Here is a 13,360-nt window from a genome sequence, read left to right on the forward strand (position 1 = left end):
TAAAAGGTAAGAATAAAAAAACTGTTAAATTGATTAAATTTAATCAGTTTAACAGTTTTCTGAGCATATTAGAAAAGTATTAACCTACTTTTCCTAAATTTTCTGCTATTGTTTCGATAAAAGAAGTCAATGGTTTTTTCGCCATCATTTCTATCATCATATTAAAGTTTCCGTCAAAATCTAATGTTACATCAGAAGAAGTATCATCTACAGCATCAATCGTAATTTCTAACGTATATTCAAAAGCTGGAGCTGGAGACTCAAAAACAATTTTTGATGGCTCAACAGTTTCTTTCAAACGCATACCAACCTTTGGTAAAGCACCAACACCAACCGTAAATCCTTTTCCAGATTCGTGGATTTCAAATGATTTTGTATCAGCAGGCATCAATTGCTCATAATTTTTCATGTCTAATAAAAAATTGAATGCTTCTTGTTGATTTTTTGCAAAGCGTACTTTATTTGTATTTACCTTCATATCCTTGTGAGTTTTTATTAAATTTGTAACAAATCGCTCAAATGTACAAAGTTTTTTTTAATGAAAGTTTGCTAACTTTCAGTAATCAATCGAATCCCGAAGCAAAAAATATTTTATTTCATCACGAAACACAATTTGATGAAGCTTTTCATTTATTATCGTCTAAATCAGCAGATTTAGTAAATATTTTTAATGAAAACATTGATGAGGTTTGGACGAATTTTCTAAAATATTACAAACATATACAAGCCGCTGGTGGTATTGTGAGAAATTCACAAGACGATTTTCTTTTTATTTTTAGATTAGGTAAATGGGATTTGCCAAAAGGAAAAATGGAAAAAGGAGAATCAAGAGAAGAGTCGGCAATTCGAGAAATTGAAGAAGAATGTAGTATTACAAATTTAGAATTGAAACGATTTTTGATGCCAACATTCCACATTTATTATCTGAGAGAATATATTGTGAAAGAAACTTTTTGGTTTGATGTATATTATGACGGTGCAGAGTTACCTTTACCACAAACCGAAGAAGGAATAGAAGCAGTTGTTTGGAAAAATAAGAGTGAAATTCCACAACTGTTAGAAAATTCTTATCCAAACATTCAGCTTTTAATGAATAATTATTTAGATTTGTAATAAATAAGATAATTATGAAAAAATATATTTTAGGAATTTGTGCTGTAATGGCTTTTGCTGCAACAACTAACGCGCAAACTAAAAGTAAAGATAAAAAAGTAAAAACAGAAAAAGTTACAAAATCTCAAGAAAAGATTTTAGCTAATGGAACTGCAAAAGTTGATGATATAAATGTTTATCAAGTTTATGGAGAAACATTTGATTTAAAAAATACATTAACAACTAACGAAATAGGTAAATTGTACGAAAACATGAAAAATGGAGATTCTGTAGAGAATGTTCAGTTTGTTTCAACAATAGAATCTGTTTGTAAAAAGAAAGGTTGTTGGATGAAAGTTGATCTTGGTAAAGGCGAAGAACAATCTTTTGTACGCTTCAAAGATTACGGATTTTTTATGCCTTTAGACGGTGAAAAAGCGAATGTAGTGGTACATGGAAAAGCATTTGTAAGCGAAGTTTCTGTAGATAAATTACGTCATTATGCAGAAGATGCAGGAAAATCTAAAGATGAAATTGCTAAAATTACAAAACCACAGTTACAATATAATTTTGAAGCTGATGGAGTTTTTGTAAAAGAAAATTAAGAAATTTTTATTCAAAATAAATGCAAACCTTTCTAATTTTTTAGAAAGGTTTTTTTATAAAATTAACTGAAAATAATAAGTTCAAAAAATGAATTCATTTCAAACGAATCCAGATTTATTTCTTCAATTATTAGGACAATCTATTGATGATAATTTGTATCAAAAATTTAAAGAAGAATTTGAATCTTCTACATTTAGCCGCGATAATTTTACTGAAAAATCTCCAAAAACATACGATTATGATGTTTTGTACAAAGAGAAAGGAATCTATTTAACTATTCTGAATAACAAAGTTGCATCAATCAAATTTTATTTGTCTCCAAATCCAGTTTGTACACCTTATAATGGAAAAACAGTAAATGGTTTATCGGCTGTTGTAGACGAAACTCAGGCAATTAGAAAATTTAATTTTGTGAAGAAAGGCAATTACGACCCCAACCATTTGATTAGTGAATATGTAAAAGAAAATATAACAATTGCGTTTGATTCTATGACAGGAGAAATTTTACATGTAGAAATTTCTGAAAAATTAGTTAAATAATTTTCCCTTACATATTATTTATTTTTTAGATATTTATACATTATTATAAAAATATGATGAAAAAATATTTACTTCTTGCCATTATTTCAATTTCAATTAACGGAATTTCACAAACTAATTCTACTCAAACTGTTTTCGCCAATAGAGCTATTTCTACAAAAAATTATGTAATAAATGATCGTGTAGATTCATACTCATTTCGTGGTGTTTTTACTCTAAATAAACGTGAATTAATTAAGAATAAAATTGATTCTATTATAGGAAAAGCAAAAATGAATGAAGGTGATTTTATTTGGAACAATGATGGAGGTTACTCGATAATATTGAGTTCAGGAGAAATAAAATTTGATTTACAAAAAAGTAATGACAACGAATTTTATTATCTAAAAATGAAAGAATTAGAAAGAGAATTGAAGTTGGTTTTAGATAATCCTGGACCTAAAAATATTGCAATTTCTACAAAATCTTATGTGTTGAATGACAATGTTTCGGTTTACTCGTTACGAGCAGTTTTTCATAATCGTAAAAATAATTCGATAAGAGAATTGATTGAATTTCAGTTTGGAAAGCCAGAAATTGAAGAAAATAAGCTGGTTTGGAATAAAAATGGAAGTTATAAAATTGAGCTTTTAGATGGGGTTGCGAAAATCAATTTAGGAAAAAGTAGTGACAATGATTTTTATTACAATAAAGCAAAAACGTTAGGTAATGAAATTATTTCTTCTTTGAATTAAATTATCTAATAATACATTAACGCATCGTTAACCGTTCATTAACCATTGTAAATTACATTTTTTCTGAGTTTTATAAAAAATTAAAATCAATGAAAAAGTGGATATTATTAATTGTATTGGCAGGTTCTTTTTCTGCTCATGCACAACAAGTGAAAGCGAAAACAAATACAACAACTACTCACTCTAAAACAGCAGTTAATGTAAGTGATAGTGATGAAATTTATTCTTATTCGGCAATTTTTGACTTAGATAAATCAAATAAAGCAATTAATGAAATAGAAAAAGTTTTTGGAAAAGGAAAAAAGGAAGGAAATTATACGACTTGGCGTGATGGAGAAAAATTAGAAATAAAAGCACGTGAAGGAAAAATCACGATTGAATTTGAAAAAGGTTCTACCGTTTTATATGAAAAAGTAAAACAATTAGGCGAATCGATTTCGGAAACTGTCGGAAGTAAAAAATAACAAAAAACGCATCGAAATTTTGATGCGTTTTTTGTTTTCTATAAAGCTGAGTATTATTTTACAAATTCTATTTCGAAAAGACTCATATTACCACCTCCAACAGCAGTGATGTCTATAGTTTGTGGGGAACCTGAATTTACTGTGTTAACACTAGATGTTCCAGTATCTTCAATGTATAGTGTTACTCCATTAGTAACAGCAAAATTATAAATGGTGTCCTTAGTTAATCGTGCCATTAATGTGAAATTTTGAGTCATTGGATGTCCATAATAAGATTGAGCAGTACCAATAGCAAATATTCCTTTAACAATCCATGTATCGCTTTGGTCAACTAAGCCAAGAACAAATTGACCAAATCCATTTGCACTACTAGCATTAGTAGAGGCAAAATCAAATGTAGCAGCCGCACTCATAGATATACGGTAAAGACCTGTTTTTGGAGCCTTAAATCCTCCTGTTGTAGCATCCATATTATTACCTGGGTCGTCGTATTTTTCAAAGTTTGATACTTTATATTTTACAGCCCAAGAGGCATCGGTACAATTAGGACTAGGAAAATATTGAGGAGTACCATTACCATCATAGCTTACAATAATATTACTACAAGGTGTTTCAAATTGTTGTTTTAATCCACCTCTAAAGATACCGTCTTGTAATTTTCTTTTTACAACGCCAGTAGCATCTATTACTAAGTTTTCGTCATTTAATTCTATACTTGTATCTACTTTACGTATTCTTGTATCCCCATTTACATCTAACGTATTAGTTGGTGCCGTATTTCCAATTCCTATCCTATTGTTAGCTGCGTCAACAGATAATGTGTTTCCATCAACAGAGAAAGAATTAACTACAGATCCAGTAAATGCTAATGTATTTTCATTTTGGTCGATTGTTGTTGGTTTTATTAATAAACCACCTAATTGAACTTTTTCACCACTTAAACTTAACCCATTATTGGCATTTCTAACTGCAAAACCAGTAAGCATTTTAACCCATTTTGTTCCGTCAAAATAATAATAACCTACAGAATTTACATCAACAACCTGTGTTTCACTTGGTTTACTAGATACATCACTAGTATTATCTGTTACATAAACAATGCTACCAGTTTGGTTTGTATTAAAAGTGCCGACAAGTTTATTAGCTAATTGCAATTTTGTAAGTTGCGGAGCCATAACACCTTCAGGTTTATCATTTGCATTTGCATATTCTTTTACATGTAAAGTTGCCATTGGGGTTTCAGTACTAATCCCAACTTGTGCATTCAATTGACTGAAACCAATAAGAGTAATGATAGTAATAATTTTTTTCATAAATTCATAATGATATTAAGGTGTTCAAATTTATTAAAATAAATGACATTACTCATGAAATTTTTAGTCTTTATAAATCAAATATTTTACTCTAATTTTTTTGAAAGATTCCAGATCTTTTTGCCATGTTGCTTTAATTTCACTTTCCGATAATCCGGCTTCTATTTGCTTGCGTAAATCATCTGTTCCAGAAAGTTGATCTATCCACAATTTTTTACCGTTCATCGTCCAAAAAGGCTGTTTTGTATTATTTTTATATGCATTTATCAACCATTTAAGATTAATTTGAGATTGATAGGGAACTTCCGAAAGATTTTCACCGTAGCACACTTCATCTTTAAATTTTGGACTCGTCGCACCAGGTTTTGAAGTTGGTGTATACTGATAGGGCATATTTTTAAGAAAAGGCGAACCATAAACCTGAAATTGTAAATCTGTTCCGCGACCTTCATTTACGTTTGTACCTTCAAATAAACAAGTACTTGGATATAAATTTATTGCTTGCGAATTAGGTAAATTTGGCGATGGTTTTACAGGTAAACTATATTTAGATTGATGTGTATAATTAATTAATGGAATGACTTCTAAATCTGCTTTCGCTTTATTTGCCAACCAACCTTCGCCATTTATCATCTGTGCATATTCGCCAATCGTCATTCCATAAACAATCGGAACATTGTGCATACCTACAAAAGATTTGAATTCTGACTTCAAAACTGGTCCATCAATATAATGTCCATTCGGATTTGGTCTGTCCAAAACAATTACTTTTTTACCATTTTCTGCAGCCGCTTCCATCACATAATGCAACGTAGAAATGTACGTATAGAAACGCGCGCCAACGTCTTGCATGTCAAAAACCAATACATCAATATCAGCAATTTGATTCGCTTTTGGTTTTTTATTATCGCCATAAAGTGAAATAATTGGCAAACCTGTTTGCGCATCAACACCAGATTTTACTTTTGCACCAGCATCAGCATCACCACGAAAACCATGTTCGGGTGAATAAATTTTTGTCACATTTATTCCATTTTTCAACAATAAATCTACCGTATGTGTTGTTTTTCCATCAATTGTTGCAATTCCTGTTTGATTGGATACAACGCCAACTTTTTTACCTTTTAATTTTGAGAGATAATTCGTTGTATTTTCTGCTCCAACAACAATTGGTTTTGTAACAACAGAAGTAGATGAAACCTTTTTTTCTGTTAATGATTTATTTTGAGCATTACTTTGGCTAGCAATAGATAGAAGTAAAGCAATTGATGTATATTTGACAAAGTTTTTCATTTCTTTTTTTTTAATGATATGATTTTGGAAAAATTTATACTATTTAGTTAGTTTAAGTATTTGAAAGAATTTAAAATCTGCAAAAAAAACAGGAAAATAAGTAAATACAAAAATTAATAAATAGGCATTATGCCTTAATCTTATAAAAATTATAAATATTGAGTTTTTCTTGGTGGTTTTCCAAAAAAATTGCGCTTGGTAAAAATACGAAAAATAACCTTTCGAGTATCATTATTCGAATAGGTCAAATTGCTGTAGCATTGGGTTTAATTGTTTCATTGATTACAATTTCGACAGGAGTTGGAGCGCGAATTGCGATTAAAGAAAAATTGGCCGATTTCAACGGACATATTACCATCAAAAATTATAACAGCAATACATCGTTAAATTCAGATTCTATTTCTATTAATCAGAAGTTTTATCCAAAATTTAAAGAAGTTCCAGAAATTGTTCATGTTCAGGCAATCGCTAATAAAAGTGGTGTTATTCGAACAAAAGAAAATTTTAGCGGTGTTGTTTTCAAAGGTGTCGGAACGGATTATGACACGGTTCGTTTTCATAAATTTTTGGTAAAAGGGCATTTTCCTAAAATCAACAATGATTCTATAATGAATGATGTTGTGTTGTCTAAAAAAATTGCGGACGAAATGAAATTAGACGTTGATAGCTCGTTTGTTATGTATTTTGTACAAGATGATAGCACGCCAATTTATCGTCGTTTCAAGATTTCTGGATTGTATAAAACAGACATCAAAAATTTTGACGATGTTATTATGTTAGGCGATTTGAAACATGTTCAGCGCCTTAATCGTTGGGATTCTACAACAATTGGTGGTTTCGAACTATTTGTAAATGATGTCGAAAATATAGATCCTGTTGCAAAACGTGTAAATGATTTGCTTCCGTACAATTTAACGTCAGAATCAGCAACATCTTCGTTTGCCCAAATTAATGATTGGATCACAATTTTTGATAAAAATATTATGATTATCGTCTTTATTATGCTTTTTGTAGTCGTAATTAACATGGTAATGGTTCTTTTAATTTTGATTTTAGAACGCACACATTCTATCGGAATTCTGAAAGCATTTGGTGCAACAAATTGGCGAATCCGAAAATTATTCATCAATTATGCTTTATTTATTATGTTACCTGGATTAATAGCAGGAAATGTAATTGGACTTGGATTATTATTCATTCAAAAATATTTCGGAATAATAAAACTTCCACCTGAAAACTACTATTTATCCACTGCGCCAGTTTATTTGGATGTAGGATCAATTATATTATTAAACGTTGGAGCTTTATTAGTTTGTGCAATTGTATTACTTTTGCCATCGTATATGATTTCTAAAATTACTCCTGCAAAAGCAATTAATTTTAGATAAAATTTAATCGTTTAAACTAAAAAATAGAATAAAATGAAATACGCAAACAATATATTAGAAACGATAGGTAACACGCCTTTGGTTAAAATTAATCACATTACAAAGGATTTACCATGTACTGTTTTAGCAAAAGTAGAATATTTTAACCCAGGTTCTTCATGTAAAGATCGTATGGCGCTTAAAATGGTGGAAGATGCAGAAAAAGACGGACGTTTGGTTCCTGGAGGTACAATTATCGAAGGAACTTCTGGTAACACAGGAATGGGATTGGCTTTGGCTGCGGTTATCAAAGGTTACAAATTGATTTGTGTAATTACAGATAAACAATCCAAAGAAAAAATGGATATTTTGCGTGCGGTTGGTGCTAAAGTTGTGGTTTGTCCTACAGATGTTGAGCCAACAGATCCACGTTCTTATTATTCAGTTTCGAAACGTTTGGCACAAGAAACGCCAAATGGTTGGTATGTAAATCAGTACGATAATCCATCAAATGCACAAGCAAATTATGAGCAAACTGGACCAGAAATTTGGGAACAAACAGAAGGGAAAGTAACACATTTTATTGTTGGAGTAGGTACGGGTGGAACAATTTCTGGAGTTGGAAAATACTTGAAAGAAAAAAATCCGAACGTTAAAATTTGGGGAGTTGATACATATGGATCAGTTTTCAAAAAATATAAAGAAACAGGAATTTTCGACGAAAATGAAGTATATTCTTACGTAACAGAAGGTATTGGTGAAGATATTTTGCCAGAAAACGTAGATTTTGATATTATTGATGGATTTACAAAAGTTACCGATAAAGATGCTGCTGTTTATACGCGTCGTTTAGCATTAGAAGAAGGATTATTTGTAGGAATGTCTTCTGGTTCTGCGATAAAAGGATTATTACAAATGAAGGACGAATTTGGTCCAGATGATGTTGTGGTTGTTTTATTTCACGATTCAGGTTCTCGTTATGTTGGAAAAATATTTAATGATGATTGGATGCGCGACAGAGGTTACTTAGAAGAAGAAGTAAAAACTGCTGTTGATTTAATCAAAGAACATATTGACAAACCATTGTTAACAGTTCGTACAGAGGAATTAGCTGCTCATGCAATTGACCGTATGCGTCGTTTCAAAATCTCTCAAATTCCAGTAATGGATATCAACGGATTTGTAGGTTCTTTGGATGAATCAGATTTGTTTCAAGCATTTTTAGAAGATAGAAATGTAGCTGATAAACCAGTTCATGAAATCATGGGAAAACCTTTCCCAATTGTTAAAGCAAATGCTTCGATAGAGGAAGTTTCAAAATTGATTACAAAAGATAATCAGGCAGTTTTAATCGAATTAGAAAACGGGAAATATCATATCATCACAAAATATGATATTATCAACGCAATTAAATAACAAAATATCTATCTTTGGAGTGATATGGGAATTGTATTAAAAGGACAGAATTTAGTAAAAGACTACGGTAAGAAACACGTTGTGAAAAATGTGTCTTTTCAGGTAGAACAAGGAGAAATTATCGGATTATTAGGACCAAATGGTGCTGGTAAAACAACTTCTTTCTATATGATTGTTGGTTTGGTAAAAGCAACGCAAGGTAAGGTTTTCATGGATAAACATGATATCACGAGCGATGCAATGTACAAACGAGCACAGAAAGGAATTGGATATTTGGCACAAGAAGCGTCAGTTTTTCGTAAACTTTCTGTAGAAGATAATGTTAAATCTGTATTACAATTTACGAAACTATCCAAAAAAGAGCAGCAAATGCGTACAGATGCTTTGATAGAAGAATTTTCTTTGGAGCATGTTCGTAAAAACCGTGGAGATTTACTTTCTGGTGGAGAGCGTCGTCGTTGCGAAATTGCACGATGTTTAGCAACAGAGCCAAATTTTATTTTATTAGATGAGCCTTTTGCTGGAGTTGACCCTATTGCGGTAGAAGATATTCAGAAGATTGTAAGATCATTAAAAGAAAAAAATATCGGAATCTTGATTACAGATCATAATGTTTCTCAGACATTAGCGATTACCGATAAAACATATATTATGTTCGAAGGTAAAATCTTGAAAGAAGGTTCGCCAGAAGAATTAGCAAACGATGAAGACGTTCGTCGTGTTTATCTTGGTGAAAACTTTATGTATCAACAGATATAAATTACAATATAGTATTTTCTAAACCACTCAATTTTGAGTGGTTTTTTTATTTTAATCCATCTGTCATTCCAACTTGAAAAGCTACTATAAATAAGATAACAATAAGTGGTATTAAGATTATTAATAGCCAATTTGTAGATTCGTTTTTTATCATATTTTATGATTTGATTAAATGTATGAAATAAAATTAAGATTTCCTTAAATCTTATGTTGTAAGAGATTTGTTAGTTTCTTTTATTTATATTTAAGTATCAAAACCTATAACTAAATAAATGCTTAGACTTAACTATTACTTGGCTTTCTTTTTAGCCTTTTTTATACTGAATGCTTGTACACAAGAAGAAGATTCTGTAAAAGACTCTAAAACATCGCAAAATAAAGGCGGAGTTGTTTTAACTTTTGATGATGATTATGTAGACGATTGGTTTAATGTAAACATCAAATTGAAACAATACAATTGGAAAGGAACTTTTTATATAACACATTTTGATAAGTTAACAACAAGTCAAATTCAAGAATTAAAATATTTACAAAAAAACGGAAGCGAAATTGCAGCACATGGACTACATCATATCAAAACAGTTGATTTTATTAAACAAAATGGTGATGATAAGTTTATTCATCAAGAAATATTACCAATGTTAGATTTGATGAAACAAAAAGGATTTAATGCAATAGATTTTTCTTATCCGTATGGAAATAGAAATGTAGAATCAGATCAATTGTTATTGAAATATTTCAAGACAATTCGTGGTACAACTTATGGTAATGAAGCACCAAATTTGCAAAATTGTTATTACAATAAAAATAACTTAATTTATGGTTTAGGATTAGATAATAGTTATTCTCATTTTAATATGTCATACTATTTATCATTGTTGCAATATGCAAAAGAGCATAATAAAGTGGTGATATTTTATGCGCATAAAACTGTGGCGAAAGCAACAAAAGAATACGAAACAGAATTTAATACACTCGAGCAGATTTGTAAGTTTGTAAAGAATAATAATATGAAATTTTATACAGTTTCAGATTTAGATAAAATTAAATAAAAAGCAAAAACCTCAAATCTTAGATTTGAGGTTTTTGCTTTTTATAAATCAACGTAAATAATATTTCCTTTCTGATTTACTGTATTTTTAAAATATAAAAAAAGGTCTTGTATATCAAATCGTCTAAAACTGATAAGTTGGATTTCTGGGTTATTTGGTAATTGATAAGTCATTTCAAAATTTAACATATTTCCGAAACCAGAACTTTCTATTTTTTCTACCAAAATACCAATAGATTCTAATCGTTCTATCAAACGACTTATTTCCAAATCATTATGTCTCATACTGCCTAAAGCTCACTAATTATGCGGCCTCAAAGCTAAAACTTAATTAGAAAATAATTCATTTTTATTTTAAAAAATTTACACTGTAATGCTTTATATTTATTTTAGTTCTTTTTTCAAGAAAATGACGATATCATTTATAGTTTCAAATTGTTTTACACCGTATTTTTCAGCGGTAATATCAACATTTCCTTTTCTCCAAAAACCTTCAGGACAAACAATCAAAAGTTTTCCAGTTCTTGCATATAGTCCCATTTCTAACAAACTGATTGGGCTTTTAGAATCTTTTCCAAAATACATAATAATATAATTTGCTTGCTCCAAAGCATTCAATTCCCACTCAACTTGTTTACGAAATTCAGGCTCCTCTTTTATGGGTTTCCAAGCGGTATTCCAGTCATCACGTCGTGGATTAAGTAAAATAATATGTTCATTTTTTAACTCATTACTAACTTTCGCTTGCCAATCTTCGGAATTTCCCATATCAATTGTTCCACCCAAAAATATTTTTGTTTTATCGGATTGAGCAGGAATAAGATTAGGCGATTTTATTTCGATTGCTTGTGCAGAAACAATTATACTCAACAATGAAATGATGATAGAAAAAAGAATAGTTTTCATTAATTTTTTTGCAAAAATAAGATAGAATATTTTTTTTTGAAATGATTTATACGATACTTTTAATTTGTGAAGATGAGAAAGAGAATTAGATAAAATAAAAAAGCTGAAAATCGAATAGATTTTCAGCTTCAAAAAATTACTTTTTAGCTTTCTTAGCAGGTTTTTCTTCAACAACTTCGTCTTCGTAATAATACTTGTTCCGTGGTCGTTTTACACCATAAGAGCCATTTACAATTTTTCCTCTTTTTGATTTTTTATCTCCTTTTCCCATCTAAAGTGTTTTAAATTAATAAATTTGATAATATTACAACAAGATAATTAAATCATTTTATTTAGCAAAAGTTTTACTATAACTTTTAGAAAACGCGTAATTTTGCGACATCATTTGGCGTTGCTGAATTTTAATTTTATAGAACAAAAAGAATGAGTAGAAATACAGATGCGAATAAAAAAGCTGTAAAAGCGAAAAAAGCACAAAAAAGAAAAAAGGTTAAAGATGAAGAAGCGGAGCGTAGAGCGCGTTTAAAAGAAATTAACCGAATTTTTAACGAAAAAAATAAATCAGAAAACGAAGATTAAATAATGAAAATTCTACACACTGCCGATTGGCATTTAGGTAAACGATTAGACAATTACTCTCGAATAGAGGAGCAAATAGAAGTGATGAACGAAATTTGCGAAATTGCTGATGAACAAAATATCGATTTGGTATTAGTTGCTGGCGATTTATTTGATACGTTTAATCCGAGTGTAGAAGCTGTCGAATTATTTTATAAAACGTTGAAAAGATTAGCCAATAATGGTCAACGTCCCGTTATCGCAATTGCGGGTAATCATGATTCTCCCGATCGTATTGACGCACCCGATCCTTTGGCGCGCGAATGTGGAATTATCTTAATTGGTCATCCAAATACAAAAGTGCAGGAATTTAAATTACCTGAATTTGAAATTTCTAATTCAGTAGAAGGGTTTATTGAATTAAAATTGAATCATATAAAATTTCCTGTCAGAATTATTCATACTTCTTATGCGAATGAAATTCGGCTGAAACACTATTTTGGAGAAGAAAAAGAGCAACAGTTGAATATTCTCTTAGCGGAACAATGGCAAAGTTTAGCCAATGATTTTTGTGATGAAAATGGTGTTAATCTTTTGATGACACATTTGTACATGAACAAAAAAGGACAAGAATTATTGGAAGAGCCAGAAGGTGAAAAACCGATTAAAATAGGAAATGCAGATTTGGTTTTTTCGGACGGAATTCCTACTCAAATTCAATACACTGCTTTGGGACATCTACATGCGTATAATAACGTCGGAACAATAGAAAAACCAGTTGTTTATAGTTCATCACCTTTGTGTTATAGTTTTAGTGAAGCTGGTCAAACCAAATATGTTTCAATTATCGAAGCAAATCCAAATGAAAATGTCTCGTTTGAAAAGATTGCATTGAAAAAAGGAAAACCATTGGTTAGAAAAACTTTTGATTCAGTCGAAAATACTGTCGAATGGTTAAATGAAAATCAAAATACATTGGTAGAATTGACTTTAGAAAGCGAAACTTTTTTAAAAGCTGAAGACAGAAAATTGATTTATCAATCTCATCCTGGCATTATTCATTTGATTCCGAAAGTTAAAAATGAAAAAAACTCAGAAAATCAAGCAAAAGAGATTAATCTGAACCAAAATATGGAAGATCTTTTTCAAGATTATTTCAAGTCTAAAAATGGTAATCAAGAACCAAACGATGATTTAAAAAACTTGTTCAACGAAATTCTAAATGCTTAAAGTATTTTTTTAGTTAGATTCATCACTTCGT

General features: G+C 30.2%; 17 protein-coding genes. 11 read left to right on the plus strand and 6 right to left on the minus strand.

Annotated features, from left to right (window positions below):
• Positions 1-79: 79 nt before the first annotated feature.
• Positions 80-478 carry a hypothetical protein gene (locus tag RSC72_RS06875; protein WP_332566128.1) on the minus strand — a complete coding sequence of 133 codons (399 nt, stop codon included), beginning with the start codon at positions 476-478 and terminating at the stop codon, positions 80-82.
• A 41-nt stretch (positions 479-519) separates the two neighbouring features.
• On the opposite strand from RSC72_RS06875, the gene RSC72_RS06880 reads away from it, so the two are divergent.
• The 5 genes from RSC72_RS06880 to RSC72_RS06900 all read left to right on the plus strand — a co-directional run bounded on the left by RSC72_RS06880 (position 520) and on the right by RSC72_RS06900 (position 3,436).
• Positions 520-1,113, plus strand: a complete 594-nt coding sequence (locus RSC72_RS06880; RefSeq protein ID WP_332545259.1) for an NUDIX hydrolase — start codon at positions 520-522, stop codon at positions 1,111-1,113.
• A 14-nt stretch (positions 1,114-1,127) separates the two neighbouring features.
• The gene (locus RSC72_RS06885) at positions 1,128-1,697 is read left to right on the plus strand and encodes a DUF4920 domain-containing protein (protein WP_332545261.1); all 570 of its coding nucleotides are present in this window, start codon (positions 1,128-1,130) and stop codon (positions 1,695-1,697) included.
• Between the two features lie 88 nt (positions 1,698-1,785).
• Positions 1,786-2,238 carry a hypothetical protein gene (locus tag RSC72_RS06890; protein ID WP_332545263.1) on the plus strand — a complete coding sequence of 151 codons (453 nt, stop codon included), beginning with the start codon at positions 1,786-1,788 and terminating at the stop codon, positions 2,236-2,238.
• A gap of 53 nt (positions 2,239-2,291) precedes the next feature.
• Complete coding sequence (locus RSC72_RS06895; protein WP_332578460.1) at positions 2,292-2,972, plus strand: hypothetical protein; 681 nt, start codon at positions 2,292-2,294, stop codon at positions 2,970-2,972.
• Positions 2,973-3,061: 89 nt separating this feature from the next.
• Positions 3,062-3,436 (plus strand): hypothetical protein, encoded by a 375-nt coding sequence (locus RSC72_RS06900; protein WP_332545267.1) that lies wholly within the window; start codon positions 3,062-3,064, stop codon positions 3,434-3,436.
• Positions 3,437-3,489: 53 nt separating this feature from the next.
• Here the strand turns inward: RSC72_RS06900 and RSC72_RS06905 are convergent, their stop codons facing one another.
• Both RSC72_RS06905 and RSC72_RS06910 read right to left on the minus strand, forming a co-directional pair.
• Entirely contained in the window at positions 3,490-4,668 is a 1,179-nt protein-coding gene (locus RSC72_RS06905) for a hypothetical protein (protein WP_332545268.1), read from the minus strand.
• Between the two features lie 144 nt (positions 4,669-4,812).
• Positions 4,813-6,042, minus strand: coding sequence for an exo-beta-N-acetylmuramidase NamZ family protein (locus tag RSC72_RS06910; RefSeq protein WP_332545269.1), 1,230 nt, complete (start codon positions 6,040-6,042; stop codon positions 4,813-4,815).
• A gap of 158 nt (positions 6,043-6,200) precedes the next feature.
• On the opposite strand from RSC72_RS06910, the gene RSC72_RS06915 reads away from it, so the two are divergent.
• The 4 genes from RSC72_RS06915 to RSC72_RS06930 all read left to right on the plus strand — a co-directional run bounded on the left by RSC72_RS06915 (position 6,201) and on the right by RSC72_RS06930 (position 10,636).
• A complete protein-coding gene (locus RSC72_RS06915; RefSeq protein ID WP_332545270.1) occupies positions 6,201-7,430 on the plus strand; it encodes an ABC transporter permease in 1,230 nt (409 codons plus the stop codon).
• 33 nt (positions 7,431-7,463) lie between these two features.
• Positions 7,464-8,825 (plus strand): pyridoxal-phosphate dependent enzyme, encoded by a 1,362-nt coding sequence (locus RSC72_RS06920; protein ID WP_332545271.1) that lies wholly within the window; start codon positions 7,464-7,466, stop codon positions 8,823-8,825.
• A 30-nt stretch (positions 8,826-8,855) separates the two neighbouring features.
• Positions 8,856-9,584, plus strand: coding sequence for an LPS export ABC transporter ATP-binding protein (lptB, locus tag RSC72_RS06925; protein ID WP_332545295.1), 729 nt, complete (start codon positions 8,856-8,858; stop codon positions 9,582-9,584).
• Between the two features lie 272 nt (positions 9,585-9,856).
• Positions 9,857-10,636 (plus strand): polysaccharide deacetylase family protein, encoded by a 780-nt coding sequence (locus tag RSC72_RS06930; RefSeq protein WP_332545273.1) that lies wholly within the window; start codon positions 9,857-9,859, stop codon positions 10,634-10,636.
• 41 nt (positions 10,637-10,677) lie between these two features.
• Here the strand turns inward: RSC72_RS06930 and RSC72_RS06935 are convergent, their stop codons facing one another.
• The 3 genes from RSC72_RS06935 to RSC72_RS06945 all read right to left on the minus strand — a co-directional run bounded on the left by RSC72_RS06935 (position 10,678) and on the right by RSC72_RS06945 (position 11,812).
• Complete coding sequence (locus RSC72_RS06935; RefSeq protein ID WP_332545275.1) at positions 10,678-10,920, minus strand: hypothetical protein; 243 nt, start codon at positions 10,918-10,920, stop codon at positions 10,678-10,680.
• Between the two features lie 99 nt (positions 10,921-11,019).
• Complete coding sequence (locus tag RSC72_RS06940) at positions 11,020-11,541, minus strand: nucleoside 2-deoxyribosyltransferase domain-containing protein (RefSeq protein ID WP_332545277.1); 522 nt, start codon at positions 11,539-11,541, stop codon at positions 11,020-11,022.
• A gap of 136 nt (positions 11,542-11,677) precedes the next feature.
• Positions 11,678-11,812: a 30S ribosomal protein THX gene (locus RSC72_RS06945; protein WP_332545279.1), complete on the minus strand. Its 135-nt coding sequence runs from the start codon at positions 11,810-11,812 to the stop codon at positions 11,678-11,680.
• A 152-nt stretch (positions 11,813-11,964) separates the two neighbouring features.
• On the opposite strand from RSC72_RS06945, the gene RSC72_RS06950 reads away from it, so the two are divergent.
• Both RSC72_RS06950 and RSC72_RS06955 read left to right on the plus strand, forming a co-directional pair.
• Positions 11,965-12,120 carry a hypothetical protein gene (locus RSC72_RS06950; protein ID WP_332545281.1) on the plus strand — a complete coding sequence of 52 codons (156 nt, stop codon included), beginning with the start codon at positions 11,965-11,967 and terminating at the stop codon, positions 12,118-12,120.
• Positions 12,121-12,123: 3 nt separating this feature from the next.
• Complete coding sequence (locus tag RSC72_RS06955; RefSeq protein WP_332545283.1) at positions 12,124-13,329, plus strand: metallophosphoesterase family protein; 1,206 nt, start codon at positions 12,124-12,126, stop codon at positions 13,327-13,329.
• Positions 13,330-13,360: the final 31 nt, after the last annotated feature.

It is taken from the genome of Algoriella sp. (assembly GCF_036647415.1).
In the GTDB taxonomy this organism is placed as follows: domain Bacteria; phylum Bacteroidota; class Bacteroidia; order Flavobacteriales; family Weeksellaceae; genus Empedobacter.